The organism is Streptococcus thoraltensis DSM 12221, from assembly GCF_000380145.1.
GTDB lineage: Bacteria > Bacillota > Bacilli > Lactobacillales > Streptococcaceae > Streptococcus > Streptococcus thoraltensis.
The window spans coordinates 26,773-44,944 of sequence record NZ_KB904630.1 but is presented as its reverse complement, the minus strand read 5'-3'; the positions used below and the strand labels follow the sequence as shown (position 1 = coordinate 44,944).

Genomic DNA, 18,172 nt, shown 5'->3' with positions numbered 1-18,172 from the left:
TCTCCTAGCCTAACACAGTCCATAGCATGTCAAAACTGTTGTTTTCAATCAGGATATATATCCCCAATCCTAAATAAACAACGGCAATAAACCATCTGCTATATTTTTCCAAAGTTTCTCCAACAGAAGGGACTTGTGACAATTTTTGGGCAGAAAAAACCAAGAGATAAATCATGACTAGAAAGGTCAGTAAAGCCACTATCAAATTCGCTAAATTTAAGGTAGTAAAATATGGGACAAAGACACCAATATTGTCAGCACCACAACTTGCAAAAGTAATCATAGCGACTAGAAAAATCAGGTTTTTATTATCTTTGCTCAAACCTTCTTTGGCAATAGCTTCTCCATCAGAATCTCCTAAAAGCAAAACTTTGAGGCCTAGGAAAATTGGAATCAAACCGAGCAAACCTAAAATCTCTTTACTAGGAATATAATCTAAGACAAATGCAAAAAGCAAACTTAGCAATATTAGACTAACAGAGCCTAGAAATTGTCCTAAATAGATGTTAATGATGTCTTTTCTGCTTTTTCTTTTGGCAAAAAATAACATTAGGATAATAAGTAAGTCTACGGCTGTCCCAGAATACAGGATTATTGAAGTAACAATATTTTGAATCATAAAACACCTCATTCAAATATATTTTTGAATGTATTCTAACATTAAACTTTATAGATGTCAACTTAAAATCCACCAATTAATAATTGCATGTCAATATTTGTATTGTGTAGTTTCAGAAATATATTGTAATTCAAATTGTAGAAAATTACATCAAATATTATAATGAAAAAAGAATCCAACAAAAATTGGACTACCTGTCTCCGGTTGAATACCGGAGACGGTAGCCCTAGGGTGTTTTTATTAAATTCTCACTTTTTTGGGGTCAGTCCCACGACCGTTGATTGAGTTTAAAACTATTTCGATTTATGAGCCATTGGAAATCTCGTATGATGAATATATGTCTAATTGCAAACATTAACTAGAGTAATAGCCTAGTTAATAAGCATGGGAGGGAGTTATAAGATCTCTCTTTTTTGTCTGCGCTGTTCGCGGACAAATCGCACGTTGATTCGTGCGACGGGCGAAGACCATTTTTTGCTGATAATTTTAGCGCAGCTGAAATTATCAGCAAAAGATGGGCAAGCAAAAATTGCGTGAAGCAATTTTTTCGGTGCGTAGTTCGCGCCGATTTTTTCGAGGCCACTTTTGTGGGCCGAAAAAGCAGTGAATTTTTTGAACCGTGAGGGTCAAAAAAGGGGTGCAACCCATAGCCCTCGGCAGAGCGTTTGTAGTTTTGATGAACCGTAGGGTTGTCAAAACTACAAAAACGTTACTTTTTGACAAAAAGTAACAAAAACCTCTGTTACTTGCTTCTCAAATTTTTTTAATGAAAATCATTGAGTCTAATTTATTTGGCGAGGAATAGCGGAGCGCCTCGCCGTTGCTCGCTATTCGAGTAATCATAACACAAAATTTTAAGATATTGATAATTTAGAAATTAAGATACCAATCTTAAATAATCCCTTTTCTACAAAAATAATGGGGTCATTTATCTATCCATTTTTTAAGTAATAATGGGTAACTTTATAAAACCATTATCTGTTAAAGGATGGATTACTTTATTGGTCCGCTATTTTTGAAAACATGGGCTTCTTTAATTAGTCCATTAATTTAGAGAATATGGACTAGTTTATTCAGCCATTTATTATACAATTATGGACTACTTTAATAGGCCGTTCATTTTACAAACATGGATTACTTTATTAGCCAATGTTTTTTAATCATGGAGTAATTTATGAATCCATGATTACAGCCAAAATGGTCAACTATACAAAACCATTAATCGCTTAAATATGGCTTACTTAAATAGTCAATACATTTTTCTATAATGGACTCGTTAAGTTGTCAATTTCATTCTAATAGTAGGAGAACGGTTCTTATATATTTTAGTTCTAAAGAATAAAACATCAGTAATTAATTACTTGGTTCAGGGATAGCTCCCAACGAAATTCATTCTCAAATTTTTAAAATGAGTTTTTAAGGCATACTGTATAAAAGAAAAAATTTTAAGGAGTATACGTGATGCCAAAATTAACAATTTCATTTAAAACAAATCCGAAAATGACAAATATTCGACATAATAATCGAGATTTAACAGAAAAAGAATGGAAGAGTCCAGAACATTCACACATTCTTAGAGATAAAAGTCATCAAAATATTGTAGTTAAACAATTAGATATTCGAGAGCTATATGAAAAGGAATTTGGACCTTCTTTGAAGGAATACAATGAAAAGCAGATAAGAAATGATCGAAAAATCAAGGATTATTATAAACATGTTGGTAAACTTGATACCTTAGATCAACAGAGAGAGTTTATCATTGGTATTGGATCAAAAGCGGATTGGGATGAATTACCAGAAGGATATAAACTCAACATAGGGATATATTTAGCTAAATATGCACAAGATTTCGAAAAACGTCATCCACATTTCCGTGTTTATAATGCAGTAGTGCATCTGGATGAAAAAGGTGCTCCGCATTTGCATTTAAATGTAGTTCCTGTCGCAACTGGTTACAAAAATGGTCTTTCAAAACAACCAAGCTTTTCAAAAGCATTGAAGCAAGAGGGATTTACAGAAAAAGGAAAATTTCAATTGATGGCTTTTCGCAACAACGAAATTAAAGTCCTTGAGACAATGTTGAAAGAAATGGCAGTCGAACGTAAAAAAGTAGGAACAAATAATATTAAAGATATGCGTGAGTACAAAGAAATGATGGCTAAACTTGAGGAGGAAAAAGAAAAGAAACTGAATGATATTAAAGCTGAAATCACTTCTGAGGTTTCAAAAGTAGAAAAAGAATTTGCAAAAAAGAAAGTGAAGTTGAATACACTTGAAAAAGAGATTGATAGAAAAACACAATCAATTGAACAATATGATAATGTCATCCATTCAAAGCAAGAGTCTGTTAATAAGTTAGATGAAAAGTTTGAAGCTAAAGCTGACAAACTAGAATTACTATTAGCTCAAGAAAAAGCTATAAATGCTATCAACGAACAATTATTAAAGGATATTGGAATTAAAGAGGATAAGAATTACCTATTTACCAAGGACTTTAAAGTAGAGGAACGTGGACTAATTGGAAAAAAAGAAAAATTCGCTGTTGTACCTTTAAAAATTTTTGAAAAAATGTTATACCAAGTAAATACCAAACCTATGAAACAAATTTTAGACGATTTTATTGATAAAGTCTTAAATAATAGTATTGTCAAAGGATTAAAACAAAAAATTAGCCAATTAACTGGTGAATTGAAAAGAGCTAGAGAACAGCTTCAACATGAGAGGTCTGTACGAATTGCTGAACAGAAAGAAGCAGAGAAAAGAATGGATTCAATATTGCAAGAAGTACAGCCAGCAATAGACCTTTACGACGATTTTCAAAATTATCTCACTGAAAATGATAAGAAAAAAGTATTTGAACGTATCGAAAAACACAAAAAGTTACACCGAGAACAAAAGAGTAAAAATCGCAATACAAATGATTGTGAACGTTAAAAAGTGCAGATCAATTCTGCACTTTTTAATTTATTTAATTACTCAATCATTCCAAACCAACTTAACGCATTGATGATAGCTTGTTCTTTTTTGGGTGGACAATTTGGAACTCTTTGATTTTCTTTCTTAGAGTGATTATAGTTCTCTCGCTCGATTATCCCAAGTTTCCTTTTTACTTGTGCAATGTTAAGGGTAGATACTTTTAATTCAAATTTTCTAAAGACATAATCTTTGATTTCTGAATAAGTGGCATCCTTCTTGACAGAAATATCTTTGAGATCTTCTTCATTGATTTCAAGATCAATATGATGGTTGATATCTCGTTTGGACAATTTAACAACCGCCTCAGTTCGTGCAGTATGCGGAAACATGTCCACATTTTGAACATACTCAACATTATAAACTTTTGTCAACTGTACCAAATCACGCGCCAAGGTTGAAACGTTACAAGACACGTAAACCATTTTCTTAGGCTGATATTTGACGATAGTTTTTAAGAGGGCATCATCTAAACCAGTACGTGGTGGGTCAACCACTAACGCATCTGCTCTGTAACCTTCATGATACCATTTTGGAATGATGTCCTCTGCCTTTCCTGCCTCATAATAGGTATTGTCATAGCCCATACGGCGTGCATTTTCTTTTGCATCTTCAATGGCTTCTGGAATAATATCCATACCGCGAACGCTTTTAACCTGCTTAGCAAAAGCAAATCCAATAGTACCCACCCCACAATAAGCATCAATCAAATGATCCTCTGAACTAACATCAAGAGCCTTGACTGCCTCACTGTAGAGCACTTCTGTTTGCTCCGGATTGAGCTGATAGAATGCCCTTGGAGACAATTGGAAACCATAATCCAAAACTTCCTCTTCAATAGCATCCTGCCCCCATAGAAGCTCTGTCTCTGCACCATAAATGTCGCTGGATTTTGAAGTGTTGAGATTAAAGGCAACGGTTTTGATTTGGGGAAATACTGCAACCAAATCTTTAATAACAGCCGTCAAATTAACCCATTTGCTGGCGATAAAGATAACTTGTACTTGGTCGGTTGCTTCTGCCTTACGCACCATAACCGTACGAATCCCTTGGATTTTACGTTCATTGTAGATAGGAACTTTGTGTTTGTCTAAGAGATTGGTGATTTTGTTGATGATTTCTTGGGTGAGCTTATCTTGTACCAAACAATCTTCCAGTGAAACTAGACGATGGCTACCCTCCGCAAAAAGACCAGCTTTTACAGAACCACCGAAAGAGCGGGTTTGAAATTGCAACTTGGCACGATAATGTTGGGGTTTATCCATCCCCAAAGTTGAACGAATGTCATAGTTTTCAAAACCGGCTGGCTTAAATTTCTTAAGAGCTTGTTTAAGCAAATCAACTTTGAAATCTAGCTGTTTATCATAGCGAAGGTGCATGATTTGACAACCACCACAGGCTTCATAAATAGGGCATTGGGGAACAACTCGAAACTTGGACTTTTTATTGATGTCCAAAATCTTTGCTTCTGCAAAATTACGTTTAACAGATGTCACTTGGCAAAAGACTTCTTCACCTTTCAAGGCACCACGTACAAAAACTAAGGTTTTCTTATAAAAGCCAATCCCTTCCCCATTGATACCCATACGTTTGATTTTCAATGGGATTCGCTGTCTAACTTGCAAGGCACTCACGAGTCAAAAATAACTCCTTTCTCTTTCAATTTCTTAATCGTTGTTTTTCCGATTTTAGGAATAGCTAAAAAATCTTTCTCCGACCATTTTTCGATATCTGAAACATATCTGATACCCATGCTAATGATTGTCCCTAATTGAACAGGACTAAAGATATCTAATTCTGTAATCAAAACTTCAGCGTCAATACCTAGCAGTTGATGGAGAGTAGACATGATATAATATCCTGATGGAATCAAAATAGCCAAAAAAGTGCTTAGCGAAACATAGACTGCCGACATGGTATTAGCTTGATAGAACTCTAGACTGCCTGCTTCCATAATATCTCCCATTGGCATACCAGACCTGTTACAAAATTCAAATAGCCCGTCCACTTTGTCTATCCAATCAACTAACATCTCCTTAACAGAATCTTCTTTTCCTGCCAAAATGCTTGATATGATATAAGGAATATCCATCATCAAATCTCCCTGATGATGGTCATTACTGAAATAAAATGCTTCCAAGTCCTCGTGTCTTGACATGAGCACGTAGAGAGCCATCACTTCATAACGAGTACCCAGACCATCATTTTCATCGTATTGATAGATTTCAAGAAGATGCTGCAGGGACTGTTGATAGCGACCATTTTGTTTGTAGACCATAGCTAATTCCATCTTGTGTGACAAGTAGGAACGCTCTTCTAGATTAATCCAACCAACAGGTGAAGCTGCTAGCCAAGCATCATGTTCAGCAGCTTCTTTTTTCTCTAACTCTTTTAGGATTTGAAAATTCTCCCGAGCCACTTCTTCTTCATCTTCCTCTTGCCATTCTTCCTCAAATAGTTGACCAAAGGCTAAATCGTCATAAAGTTCATCTAACTCTTCATCTGAAAAATCTGCCAAGCCTTTTTGGAGAATTTCTTCAAAATCCTTTTCAGCTAGATAGTTACTAAAATCAACTATTTTATCTTTCTTTTTATCAGCCATATCAGCTACTCGCTTTCAACTTACTTTTGCTTCCATTGTACCATTTTTGGTATAATAAAAGCATGACAAATCCTGAATTTTCCCTAAAGATAAGTGAAATTCCTGAAAAATGACACCAATATTTAAGAAACCAAAGTCTCTATGATGATTCATCTCATTCTGGAGCTCTGGTGTTAAAAGTTGGTGAGACGTATTTTTAATGGATACAAAAGGAAAATCAAACCAGGAGGCTCAATTAACGAAGTGGTTTTACCAACATCACATGGGAGTTGAGGTGATTGCATATATCAATACAGATAGAGACTACCTCTTAACAAGAGCTGTGACAGGCTCTGCTGCAACTTCTTTTTTAAATCAGCCTGAATCAGTCTGTACGATTTTAGAAAAGCATGCGACAACTGCATCAATTAAGCCCCAAGCATTTCCCACAAGATTGTCTTCTTGATACTTATCGTCAAACAGTCAAATCCAATTATCAAAATAGTGTCTTCTACGAAAAGCACTGCTTCTGATTTTTCATATCTCAGCTCGAGAAGAAGCTTTTTAGCTAGTTGAAGAAAAAGGACATCTTTTAGAAACAAATGTCTTTATTCATGGCGATACCTGCTTGCCAAATATCATTTTAAAAGATAGCCAAACCTTCTCAACCTTCATCATTTTGGGGCTTTCTGGTTATAGCGATAAGCATATTGATATCTTTTGGGCTATTTGGTCTATTCATTATCATTTAGGAGAGGACAGATACATTGGCATTTTCCTAGATAATTATGGCAGAAAAGAGATTGACTGGGATATACTAAGAATTGTTTCTGCCCACAAAGTCTTTGGAGATTAAGCATGAAAATCACAAAAATCGAAAAGAAAAAGCGTCTCTATCTTTTAGAACTTGATGAGACAAAAAACCTTTATATCACTGAGGACACCATTGTCCGCTTTATGTTGAGTAAAGGGATGGCTATTTCAGAAAAAGAACTTGACGAAATTCGCCAGTTTGCCCAGTTTTCTTATGGAAAAAATCTGGCTCTTTATTTCATTTCGTTCAAACAGAGAACGGAAAAAGAAGTTAGGGATTATCTCTATAAACATGAGATTGAGTCGGCTATCATTCCTCAAGTGATTGATAATCTGAAAACTGATAAATGGATTAACGATAGACAGTTTGTGATTTCAACAGTTGAGCAAAATCTATCTAGTGGTGATAAGGGAGGTTTTGTTATTAGGCAAAAACTTATGCAAAAAGGAATCTCTAGTAGCACCATTGATGGCGTTTTAGCAGACTATGACTTCACAGAGGTTGCCGAGCGCGTGGCGCAGAAACTTTTACGCAAGTATGATGGCAAACTAGCTTTTAAAGCCCTAAAAGACAAACTCAGCCAAAATCTAACTAACAAAGGATTTTCCTACCAGGAAGCCAAAATCGCTATTGAAGCGCTAGACTTGGAGAAGGACGAGGAAACTGAGGAAGAACTTATCTACCAAGAATTAGACAAGCAGTATCGAAAATACAGCCGAAAATATGATGGTTATGACCTGAAAGAACGTTTGACAAAGGCACTAGCTCGAAAAGGTTACGATTTTGATGCCATTCGTTCAGCTTTAAGAGACTATTTGTAATCACATCCAATCTCAAAGTGATTTTTTCTGAAAATTATGATAAACTATTAGGGACAAAGAAATTGTAGAAAGATGATTGCCATGAAATTACCAAAAGAAGGCGACTTTATTACAATTCAAAGTTATAAACATGATGGTAGTTTGCACCGCACTTGGCGTGATACTATGGTACTCAAAACAACGGAAAATGCAATTATTGGGGTGAACGATCATACGCTTGTGACAGAGCACGATGGTCGCAGATGGGTTACTCGAGAGCCCGCGATTGTCTATTTCCACAAAAAATATTGGTTTAATATCATCGCAATGATTCGCGATAATGGTATTTCCTACTACTGTAATCTTGCCAGTCCCTACGTCCTAGATCAAGAAGCTCTCAAATACATCGATTATGATTTAGACGTCAAAGTCTTTGCTGATGGAGAGAAAAAACTTCTTGATGTGGACGAATATGAGATTCATAAGCGAGAAATGCACTATTCGGCTGATATTGATTTCATTCTTAAAAAGAATGTCAGAATTTTAGTGGATTGGATTAATAACCACAAAGGACCATTTTCACAGTCTTACGTTAATATCTGGTACAAACGCTATCTTGAGCTGAAGAAGCGTTAAAGTTGCCCATAGGAGCTGGAGAAAGGTCTTCAGCTCCTTCACTTTTGCTTCTGCACAACAACCAGATTATACTCAATGAAAAACAGACTAGACGACGCTGTTGCAGATAGAACTAAACGTTCATCTAATCAAGGCAGCAAGCCCTAAATTTGATTTTCAAAGAGTATTAGGCAATATATTAGTCAATATTCTCAGAAAGGATACCAGTAGATGGCTTTTGAAAAAACAAGCGCTCGTTACGCTAGCTTCGGCGTTGCTACCAGTTTACCGAGCGAACTCATTGATACCTTTTGGGACATCTTGGACAATTATTTAAAGTCCGTTGTTCCCTTAGACAGCGTTTTAACCTTTAAACTAAAAAAATCTAACAAGGGCATGACCTATGAATATCACGATGCCAAAAGAAGACTGATCATCGCATTTGATTACAAGTATCTATTTGATCCCTTTTTCCCTAAAAAGATTTATATTGTTGATAACAATGGCCGACAAACTATTCTACTGGCTCATGAACTAAATCATTTATAACTTAAAAACCTGTCTTATGACAAGTTTTTTTAAATGTAGACAGCTCCTTCTAAACAATAGAGAACTTGAAAAAGTAAGACCTGATTGTAAATTAAACAAACTCTTAGAAGTGTTGATTGATACTCAATGAAAATTAAAAGCAGACGTGACGACTCAGATAGAACTGAAGTTCTTCAAAATAAGTCAACAAGGTCTGAATTGATTTTTATAGTCTTTTGAAGTAACTTTGAAACATCGCCACTTTCGACTTGCCGGACTCATACGCAATGAAAATCAAGTGTTGTTCGTGTCTTTTTGTTCCTTGTTCTGAAAGTTAATTCATTTGACTATAAAGAGTATTGGTGAGCTTTCTGAGAGTTTTTCTTTACCCATCAAAATTAAAAAGGTTGAAGAAAAAGTCCAAAATGGACAATTTTCTTCAACCTGAAAACTTATTAGTCGTTACTTCCAAAGATACGTAGAAGATTTAAGAACAAGTTAATGAAGTCTAAGTATAGGCTGAGTGCCATTGAAATAGCCCAACCATTTTGAACATTACCACCTGTTTGTTGGTAAACACGTTTAATCATTTGGTTATCATAAGCAATCAAACCTGAGAAAATCAAAACAGAAATAATACTGATAATGAAACTCATTGTGCCACTAGCAATAAACATGTTAACCAGACTGGCAATGATAATACCAATTAAGGCTGCCACAAGAGCTTTTGCCATACCTGACAAGTCTTTTTTAATCGTTGCACCAATGGCTGCCATAATAAAGAAAACAAGAGCCGAACTCATAAAAGCTTGAAGAACTGTCGCTTGAGTGTATTGAACAACAATAAAGCTAAGTGTAAAGCCGTTCAAGGCTGAGTAGGTTAAAAAGAGTGGCAAGGCAGCTGGTGTATTTTTACGGGCTGCATTTGATGCCAAGAAAACCAAGGCCAATTCTGCAAAGAAAGCACTGTAGTAAACCCAAGAGTACTGAGTCATAATAGTGACAAGGTTAGCCTTAAATGGGTAGAGCATGAGCCAAGAAACAAAGGCTGACAGCCCAATTCCAATACCAACAAGACTGTAGATTTTTGTAAAGAAGGCTGATAGACCATTTTGTGATTCTGTGTAAACGAGATTATCATTCATAAATAACATTTCCTTTTCTAACTAGCGATTGTGACTGTCCAAAAATTTACGGCTATAGCGGATGGGTTTTACAAAAGTACGGCGCATAGGAGTGGTAGCTTCTTTAATTGCCCAGTATTTATCAACCATCGTTACAATATAAGATTCCTTATAACGTGGAAAGGCAATGGTTGCTCCCCACATATGCTTGAGGATAATATCCTCTTCTTTTTTACTCAGCGACGTTAATTTTTTAGCATTGCGAACGGCAATACGAGGATGTATCCACGCATGACTTTTTTTGAACTTAGTCACGCGCCAATCATAATAAAAGAAATCATGGAGAAGACCACCACGTGCCGTTGCCTTTTGATCCCAACCAAATTTGCGGGCAATTTTATAACTGGTGTAAGCGACATTGATCGAGTGTTCCATACGCGTGGAATGGTGATGCTGAACAATACCATCAAGTTTTTTAAAGCGTGGGTGTTCAATCAAATGCCCAACAAGTTCCATGAATTCAGCATCTTTTTCATATTTTTTCATCAGAATCACCTCTCTAGACCACTATTATACCATATTGACTTAAAGCAAGCTAAAAATCACTATTCCTGCCGCTACTGCGACATTGAGACTTTCCGCCTGTCCAGGCATATTGATATGAATCAAATAATCAGCTGTGGCACTTGTCTCCAAACTAATCCCTTGTCCTTCATTTCCCATCACCAAGGCAAACTTTTCAAAATGTTTTAACTCTTGATAATCGACTGACCTATCTGACAAGGTTGTCGCTAAAATGGGTAGGTTAGCCGCCTTCATTTCGTCAAAAACATCAGCCAAAGCAAAGCGAAAGACAGGCAAATGAAAATGACTTCCCTGCATGGAACGAAGCGTTTTAGGATTATACAAGTCAGCAGATTTATCTGACAAAATCACTCCATCCAAACCAGCAGCATCTGCTGTTCGAACCATCGTCCCTAAATTTCCAGGATCTTGGACATCCTCTAAAACAAGATACCGTCCGTCCTTGAAATCTGGCAAGGTCACTTGGTTCAAAATAACTTCTGCAACAATCCCTTGTGGCGTTGGGGCATCAGAAATCTCTTTCAAAACTTCACTTGAAACCAAAACCAATTCAGAACACGGAGGCACCTTATCTGCTAAATCTTCCAATACAAAAATATGTCGGAATTGAACCCCCGCTTTTTGAGCTTCTTCAAAGAGATGCCAACCCTCAATAAGGTAAGAATCCTTGCGGTGTTTTTTCTGTAAGAGTTTTTTAGTCTTTTTAATGAGATTATTGGATTTTGAGGTTATAATAGTAATCATAGAAGTATTATATCACAGACTAAAAGAGCAAATGGAGGAAAAACCATGAAAAAAGTACGTATGATTGTTTCCGGTCGTGTTCAAGGCGTTGGCTTTCGCTACTCAACTTATGCCCTTGCTAAAGAAATAGGTGACATTCAAGGACGCGTTTGGAATAACGACGATGGAACTGTTGAAATCCTTGCACAATCAAACGATTCAACCAAGATGGCTAAATTTATCCAAGAAGTTCGTAAGGGGCCTTCTCGTATGAGTCATGTCACTTATGTCGATGTGCAGATGGGGCAATTTCAAGACTATACCGACTTCCGAATGGCTAATTAAAATTAGGACCTCAGAAGTATTGAGAAAATCCTAAAAAAACTGTAAAATAGGTAGGTATTACAAAAATTAAAGGATATGAACTGTGAAAAAAACAAATAAAAAATTAATCCTCTCAGGAATGGCATTATCAATGCTTCTCTTCCTGTCTGGTTGTGTCAGGACTGAACACGGTAAACCAGTCGGCTTCATCTGGAATACATTTGGTAAACCGATGGAAAAAGTAATCCAATACTTTGCAAATGACTTAGGATTTGGCTTTGGTCTTGGGATTATCGCTGTAACAATCATCGTTCGCTTGATTATCTTACCACTTGGTCTCTACCAAGCCCAAAAAGCAGCCTACCAATCAGAAAAAATGGCTTTCTTGAAACCCTATCTTGGCCCTATTCAAGAACGCATGAAGTCAGCAACTACGCAAGAAGAAAAATTAGCAGCTCAAGCTGACTTTATGGCAGCTCAACGTCAATATGGTGTCAGCATGTTTGGTGGTATCGGATGCCTACCACTCCTCATTCAAATGCCATTTTTCTCAGCTCTTTACTTTGCAGCTCGCTACACAAATGGTATCCAAGGTTCTCATTTCCTATGGTTCTCATTGGATAAACCTGACTTGCTTCTCACAGCCATCATCGTAGCCCTCTATTTCTTCCAATCTTGGTTATCAATGGCAACCGTTCCAGAAGAGCAACGTGCACAAATGAAGACAGCGATGTATTCAATGCCTCTCATGATGGCCTTCTTTGGTTTCTCTTCACCAGCAGGTGTCACCCTCTACTGGTTCGTTGGTGGTTTCTTCGCTATCGCTCAGCAATTGATTACAACTTATATAATCAAGCCTCGTTTGCGCAAAAAAGTAGAAGAAGAGTTTGCTAAAAATCCTCCAAAACCTTTTAAGTCAAATGCGGCAACTCGCAAGGATGTTACCCCAACAACCAAGTCAACACAAGGCGCTATTCAAACAAAATCAAATCGTAATGCAGGGAAACAGCGTAAACGTTAAAATCAAATGAATTACTTTCAGACAAGGAACAGAAAGACGCAGACAGTACTCGCGTACGGCAAGTCGAAAGTGACAATGTGTCAAAGTTAATTCAAAAGAGTATATTGTAAAAGGGTTGAGAATTTTCTCAGCCTTTTTGATTTGTTAGAGAGACATCTTCTGAGGTGCTAGGCGTCTTATTATGAAATGAATGGCGTCCAATAAGAAAACCCACTGAAATAGCTCTTCAGTGGGTTTTCTGGCTCTATAATATAGTCAACTGAAACAAGAGCAGGACAAAAGTGCCTCAATGAAAATATGGCCATTTGGCGATACTTTCATTGAGGCACTTTTGATGTAAGCTCATGTTTTCTCGCTGGGATTGTACTCAACTAGTTTTAGCCATTGAGAAATGGTGTTGCGTGAGATTTGGAAAACAACAGATGCTTCAGAAATACTGCCAGTTTTGTCACAGTATGCAAGAACTTTTTTACGAAAATCTAGTGAATATGCCATAAAAACATGATATCACAAGTGTACTGTTTTTATTTCATTTCGCTATATCTGTAATCTATAGTCAAATGAATTAACTTTGAGACAAAGAACTGAGACGCGGGCAGCACTTGAGTAGGGCAAGGCGAAAGTGACGATGTCTCAACCTTAATTCAAAAGACTATACCATAGAGATTATGATTCAATAAAAAAGAATTGACTGAACAAGGGCCAATTCTTTTTTATTGTTATTTATTGTCTTGTGTTTTTTCAACGCTGATAATTTCAACTTGGTAGCTTCCTGCAGGTGATTCGATAGCAACTTTGTCACCCTTATTTTTACCAATAAGAGCCTGACCAATTGGACTGTCATTTGATATTTTCCCAGAGAAAATATCTGCACCCGCTGAACCAACAATGTGATAAGTGTCTTTATCTGTTGTTCCAACTTCTTGAACAACTACAGTCTTACCAATCGCTACTTCATCTTTATCAACGGCATCACTATCAATAATCTCTGCATTACGAATTTGGTTTTCCAAGGTTGAAATTTCACCTTCAACAAAGGCCTGTTCATCTTTAGCGGCATCGTACTCGGAGTTCTCTGAAAGATCACCGTATGAACGAGCGATTTTGATACGTTCGACAACTTCTGGACGGCGAACCAATTTCAATTCTTCTAACTCTTTCTCAAGCTTTTCTTTTTCAGTCTGAGTCATTGGAAATGTTTTTTCTGACATATTTTAATCTCTTTTCTATTCTTTTTATTAAATGAATATGATGTGGTAAAACCACATCATATTAGTTTACTCATTGGAATTGTTTCTATTTATCTAAATGCGCATTAACGTATTTAGAAACATTGGCTTCATGAGTGGCATAATCCTCTGCATAGTAAACCTCACCAGTTGTAACATCAGCCACAAAGTATAGGTTATCTGTATTAGCAGGATTGACAGTAGCTTCAATCGCGGATAATCCCGGACTATCAACAGGTCCAGGCATTAAACCAGGATTTTCATAGATATTATACGGGGATTTAATCTTAGTGTCAATAGCAGCATCTTCCCGAAGTGTTGTTTCCTGACCAAGTTTGCCCATTGCATATAAAATAGCAATATTACTTTGTAAAGGCATCTGAGTATTCAAGCGGTTATAAAAGACACTAGCAATATTGCGACGATCTTCGTCCGTTGAACCTTCTTTTTCAACCAAGGAAGCTAATGTGAGGACTTCATTGACAGTTTGTCCTTTAGCAGCAATCTGTTCATAATAAGGTGCTAAATTAGTATTCATTGTTGCTAGCATTTGATCGACAACGTCTTCAAGAGTTGACTCTTCATAGTAATTATAGGTTGCTGGGAACAAATACCCTTCCAATTGGTACCTTGCTTTATCAGCAGAGGGAATATCTTTCAAGAGTTCCGGATACTTCTTAACCATTTTATCTATGAAGTCTTTATTCTTCATTAAGTTTAGGAAATCTTTTTCAGAATATGGTGTCTTACCTACTTTTTTCGTATTGACATTGGTTGTCACAGCTTTAGCAATCTGATCAATCGTGAAACCTTCTGTCACCAAAATTTTCCCAGAAACAGGTTCTTGAGGTTCTGCCGTACCACCTTGTTTTAGGGTATCGATAATCTCCTCAACGGTCATGCTTTTCTGAAGATTATAGTATCCACTTTGAAGATTGGACACATTTTTAAAACGAGTATAGTAGTTGAAAATAGATGCATTTTTTATTAAACCATTTTCTTCCAAGATTTGACCAATTAACTTATTGCCAGACCCTTTAGGAATTTGGACGGTGACAAATTTCTTAGCCCCTGCATCAACAGCCCCAAGTGAACTCGAGACATAACGATACCCTAAAAATGCCGTTAATAATCCTACAACTAGGATAATGGTCACTAAAATCCCTGCGATTTTAGCTGCAATCTTATGATTTTTCTTTTTTCTATTCATCGATGATTGTCTTTCCTCAGTAATGGATTCTCTTGCTTCTACTTGAGCGACAACAGCTTCATTTTGTTCTTCTATACTTTCACCAGAACCATCTGCTTCGGTCACCGTTTCTGAAGTGGCAATATCTGTTTCATCAGTATTTGCCTCTGTTAATAGAGCAACAGAAGATGAAAGGGAACTTCTAGACGTGCTACTCTCATCTAAAGTAGCTAAATCTATTGGTGACTGTTCCGATAATGTATCTGGTGCAACTTTTTTCGTAACAGTTTCTGAAGATGAGATAGTCTCACTCTGTAATTCTTGAGTCTTCATAGCGAAATTAGCAACGTCACTTTGCTTTTGATGACTAGTCGGATCTGCTAATTCAACGTTTGTAGCCGAATCACAATCATTCTCACCTAGACTATTGTCTTGACTTTCGAAAGATAAGGGCATTTGACTAGTTGTTTCTGACGAGGCGAGAAGCATTTTAGCAGCTTCATGAACCAAACGTTCTCGCTCAATTGCCTTTTGCTGCTCTTGTTCTAACTCTTCTTCACGCTGTACGCGAGCCATCTCTGATTGGCGTGCTGTTTCGGCGGCAGTAGCGGCTTGACGTGCTGCTTCTGAGCGTTGACGCTCCTTAGCTAAACGCGCTAATTCTAACTCTTTTTGGCGTCTAGCCTTCTCAGCTTGACGCGCTAACTCTTCTTCACGCTGTACGCGAGCCATCTCTGATTGACGTGCTGTTTCGGCGGCAGCAGCGGCTTGACGTGCTGCTTCTGATCGTTGACGCTCCTTAGCTAAACGCGCTAATTCTAACTCTTTTTGGCGTCTAGCCTTCTCAGCTTGACGGTTTTCTTCATCCCTTCGCTGAGCCTCTTCTTCTTGAAGTTGACGTTCACGACTTGCTTCTTTTAATTCTCGTAAAATGCGTTCTTTAAAATTTTCCGCACTACCAGAAGAAGATTTGTCATCGTCTTTAAAATCAGTCAAAGCTGATCCTCCTACATAATAATCATTCGCCATTATATCTTAAAAGCCTTAGAAAAGCAACGATTATACGGGGTTGTCACCTATTTTTAACATTCTTTCACAGGATTTTCCCAGACCATATTATACCAGAGAGTGCCACCATGTTCTGATTCAGATTCTCCCTCATCTACAAAACCATTCATTTCATAATAGGAAATCAAATAATCATGACAGGTTAGTGTAATGCCTTGACGATTTTGAGCTACTGCCAAATCTTTAAGAGCCGCAAGCAATGCAGTCCCCAAACCTTGACCTTTAAAATTTTCTGACACTGATAGACTAGTCACTGCAATAAAACCGCCTACGTTGGGATTTTCCGTAACCTTATGAAATAAATCATCTGTCAGGTAACGTTGCGACACTACTGGTCCTTCAATATAACCAGCAATCTCATCATCAATCACAGCAACCAGAAAGGTATCTGAAATACGCTCAATTCTTTCTTTAATAGCCTCCGGTGTCGCCGCTTCTTCCGCTGAAAAATTTTGAGATTCAATATCAACAATGACATTCCAATCTGCCATTTTCACATGTCTAATGTCCATAGGGTCTCCTTATAAAAAAAGGCAGATAAAACCTCTTAAATTAAGACGGATCTGCCTACTCCATATTTTAAATCCAAAAGCTGGAACTTTTCTTTTCTCCGTTTAAAAAGTGAAAGACGTTCCTCTGACTCTATTGATTATTTTCTGTCAAGTTAGATAAGAGTTCTTCAAAAGAACGCTCATACAGTTGAATATCACCAGCGCCCATAAAGACATAAACAGCATTGTCATGATCAAGGAGTGGTGACACGTTTTCAACAGTAACTACTTTTGCTGGTTTGTTGATGCGATTTGCCAAATCCTCAACTTTGACATCTCCATGGTCAACCTCACGAGCTGAACCATAGATTTGTGCTAGATAGACAGCATCAGCTTCGTTTAAAGCTACTGCAAATTCATCTAACAAAGCAATGGTACGCGTAAAAGTATGTGGTTGGAAAATGGCAACAATCTCTTTTGAAGGGTATTTTTGACGAGCAGCATCCAAGGTTGCAATAATTTCCGTAGGATGGTGGGCAAAGTCATCAATAACAATGGTTTCATTAATCTTTTTCTCAGTGAAACGACGTTTAACACCAGAGAAAGTTTTAAGGTGTTCTGCAACAAGCTCCATATCAAACCCTTCAACAAAAAGGTTGGCAATGACTGCTGTTGCGTTTAGGATATTATGGCGTCCAAATGCTGGTACATGAAAACGACCAATAGCTTGACCTTCATGCATTACTGTAAAGTCCGAACCGTTTACCGTACGGGTAATATCTGCTGCATAAAAATCATTTGACTCTTCAAAACCATAATAGTAAATCTTAGCTGGAGATGTAATCCGACGGAGGTAATCATCTTCTCCGAAGATAAAAAGAGCCTTTTTAACTTGTTTAGCATACGCATCAAAAGCATCAAAAACATCATCAATACTTGTAAAATAATCGGGGTGATCAAAATCAATATTTGTGATGATTGAATAAGCTGGGTGATATGGCATAAAGTGACGCTCATACTCATCCGATTCAAACACAAAATACTGGCTTGAAGCTGAACCACGTCCAGTACCATCACCAATCAAGAAGGATGTGTCAGTGATGTTTTTCATCACATGGGCTAAAAGACCTGTTGTTGACGTCTTACCATGAGCACCTGCTACACCAAAGCTCGTGAATTGCTCCATGAATTCCCCAAGAAATTCGTGGTAACGTTTAAACGAATAACCCGACTCAATCACTTTAGCAATTTCAACATTGTTATCTTGACGGAAGGCATTACCAGCAACCAATTCCACATCTGCCGTGATATTTTCTTCAGAGAAAGGAAGGGTGGGGATTCCAGCTTGTTCTAATCCACGTTGTGTAAAGTAATATTTATCAACATCAGACCCTTGAACCTTGTGCCCCATTTGATGTAACATCAATGCCAGTGCACTCATTCCTGAGCCTTTAATTCCGATAAAATGATAGGTTTTTGACATGGTAA

At 37.1% G+C, this 18,172-nt stretch carries 17 protein-coding genes and 3 pseudogenes; 9 read left to right on the top strand and 11 right to left on the bottom strand.

Translation table 11 applies throughout. The features are described 5' to 3' along the window. Window positions 1-4: 4 nt before the first annotated feature. Window positions 5-619 (bottom strand): CadD family cadmium resistance transporter, encoded by a 615-nt coding sequence (locus A3IA_RS0109735; RefSeq protein ID WP_018381134.1) that lies wholly within the window; start codon window positions 617-619, stop codon window positions 5-7. Window positions 620-729: 110 nt separating this feature from the next. On the opposite strand from A3IA_RS0109735, the pseudogene A3IA_RS12790 reads away from it, so the two are divergent. After that, window positions 730-843 (top strand): annotated as a pseudogene (locus A3IA_RS12790) (IS3 family transposase); the annotation flags it as partial. Between the two features lie 1,237 nt (window positions 844-2,080). Continuing rightward, window positions 2,081-3,553, top strand: a complete 1,473-nt coding sequence (locus tag A3IA_RS13500; RefSeq protein WP_018381133.1) for a plasmid recombination protein — start codon at window positions 2,081-2,083, stop codon at window positions 3,551-3,553. Window positions 3,554-3,873: 320 nt separating this feature from the next. On the opposite strand, the pseudogene rlmD reads toward A3IA_RS13500, so the two are convergent. Together rlmD and A3IA_RS0109720 are read right to left on the bottom strand one after the other, a co-directional pair. Continuing rightward, window positions 3,874-5,226 (bottom strand): annotated as a pseudogene (rlmD, locus tag A3IA_RS0109725) (23S rRNA (uracil(1939)-C(5))-methyltransferase RlmD); the annotation flags it as partial. Further along, the gene (locus A3IA_RS0109720) at window positions 5,223-6,194 is read right to left on the bottom strand and encodes a hypothetical protein (RefSeq protein WP_018381131.1); all 972 of its coding nucleotides are present in this window, start codon (window positions 6,192-6,194) and stop codon (window positions 5,223-5,225) included. The gene A3IA_RS0109720 and the pseudogene rlmD, both read right to left, overlap by 4 nt. Window positions 6,195-6,393: 199 nt before the next feature. On the opposite strand from A3IA_RS0109720, the gene A3IA_RS13495 reads away from it, so the two are divergent. From A3IA_RS13495 to A3IA_RS0109695, 5 genes are all read left to right on the top strand, one after another. Then, window positions 6,394-6,639, top strand: coding sequence for a protein kinase family protein (locus A3IA_RS13495; RefSeq protein ID WP_026217666.1), 246 nt, complete (start codon window positions 6,394-6,396; stop codon window positions 6,637-6,639). A gap of 162 nt (window positions 6,640-6,801) precedes the next feature. Then, window positions 6,802-7,029, top strand: coding sequence for a protein kinase family protein (locus A3IA_RS13490; protein ID WP_018381130.1), 228 nt, complete (start codon window positions 6,802-6,804; stop codon window positions 7,027-7,029). 2 nt (window positions 7,030-7,031) lie between these two features. Beyond that, window positions 7,032-7,808 (top strand): recombination regulator RecX, encoded by a 777-nt coding sequence (gene recX, locus A3IA_RS0109705; protein WP_018381129.1) that lies wholly within the window; start codon window positions 7,032-7,034, stop codon window positions 7,806-7,808. Window positions 7,809-7,889: 81 nt separating this feature from the next. Next, window positions 7,890-8,423: a nucleoside tri-diphosphate phosphatase gene (gene ntdP, locus A3IA_RS0109700; RefSeq protein ID WP_026217665.1), complete on the top strand. Its 534-nt coding sequence runs from the start codon at window positions 7,890-7,892 to the stop codon at window positions 8,421-8,423. Between the two features lie 210 nt (window positions 8,424-8,633). After that, window positions 8,634-8,951 (top strand): DUF960 domain-containing protein, encoded by a 318-nt coding sequence (locus tag A3IA_RS0109695; protein ID WP_018381127.1) that lies wholly within the window; start codon window positions 8,634-8,636, stop codon window positions 8,949-8,951. A 434-nt stretch (window positions 8,952-9,385) separates the two neighbouring features. Here A3IA_RS0109695 and A3IA_RS0109690 read toward each other — a convergent pair whose 3' ends face one another. From A3IA_RS0109690 to A3IA_RS0109680, 3 genes are read right to left on the bottom strand one after another with little or no spacing between them, the layout of a single operon-like run. Beyond that, the gene (locus A3IA_RS0109690; protein WP_018381126.1) at window positions 9,386-10,075 is read right to left on the bottom strand and encodes a Bax inhibitor-1/YccA family protein; all 690 of its coding nucleotides are present in this window, start codon (window positions 10,073-10,075) and stop codon (window positions 9,386-9,388) included. A gap of 21 nt (window positions 10,076-10,096) precedes the next feature. Further along, on the bottom strand, window positions 10,097-10,600 hold the full coding sequence (locus A3IA_RS0109685) for an HD domain-containing protein (protein WP_018381125.1): 504 nt from the start codon (window positions 10,598-10,600) through the stop codon (window positions 10,097-10,099). A 39-nt stretch (window positions 10,601-10,639) separates the two neighbouring features. Next, window positions 10,640-11,380, bottom strand: coding sequence for a TrmH family RNA methyltransferase (locus tag A3IA_RS0109680; protein ID WP_026217664.1), 741 nt, complete (start codon window positions 11,378-11,380; stop codon window positions 10,640-10,642). Window positions 11,381-11,428: 48 nt separating this feature from the next. Here A3IA_RS0109680 and A3IA_RS0109675 point away from each other — a divergent pair, with 48 nt between their 5' ends. Both A3IA_RS0109675 and yidC read left to right on the top strand, forming a co-directional pair. After that, window positions 11,429-11,707, top strand: a complete 279-nt coding sequence (locus A3IA_RS0109675; RefSeq protein ID WP_018381123.1) for an acylphosphatase — start codon at window positions 11,429-11,431, stop codon at window positions 11,705-11,707. 82 nt (window positions 11,708-11,789) lie between these two features. Beyond that, window positions 11,790-12,707, top strand: coding sequence for a membrane protein insertase YidC (yidC, locus tag A3IA_RS0109670; protein ID WP_018381122.1), 918 nt, complete (start codon window positions 11,790-11,792; stop codon window positions 12,705-12,707). Window positions 12,708-13,073: 366 nt separating this feature from the next. Here yidC and A3IA_RS12785 read toward each other — a convergent pair. The 5 genes and pseudogenes from A3IA_RS12785 to murC form a co-directional block, all read right to left on the bottom strand. After that, window positions 13,074-13,202: pseudogene (locus tag A3IA_RS12785) on the bottom strand (IS630 transposase-related protein); the annotation flags it as partial. 224 nt (window positions 13,203-13,426) lie between these two features. Next, complete coding sequence (greA, locus tag A3IA_RS0109665) at window positions 13,427-13,918, bottom strand: transcription elongation factor GreA (RefSeq protein ID WP_018381121.1); 492 nt, start codon at window positions 13,916-13,918, stop codon at window positions 13,427-13,429. A gap of 85 nt (window positions 13,919-14,003) precedes the next feature. Next, window positions 14,004-16,121 (bottom strand): endolytic transglycosylase MltG, encoded by a 2,118-nt coding sequence (mltG, locus tag A3IA_RS0109660; RefSeq protein WP_018381120.1) that lies wholly within the window; start codon window positions 16,119-16,121, stop codon window positions 14,004-14,006. An 86-nt stretch (window positions 16,122-16,207) separates the two neighbouring features. Then, window positions 16,208-16,705, bottom strand: coding sequence for a GNAT family N-acetyltransferase (locus A3IA_RS0109655; RefSeq protein WP_018381119.1), 498 nt, complete (start codon window positions 16,703-16,705; stop codon window positions 16,208-16,210). Between the two features lie 130 nt (window positions 16,706-16,835). Continuing rightward, window positions 16,836-18,167, bottom strand: coding sequence for a UDP-N-acetylmuramate--L-alanine ligase (gene murC / locus A3IA_RS0109650; RefSeq protein WP_018381118.1), 1,332 nt, complete (start codon window positions 18,165-18,167; stop codon window positions 16,836-16,838). Between the last annotated feature and the right edge of the window lie 5 nt (window positions 18,168-18,172).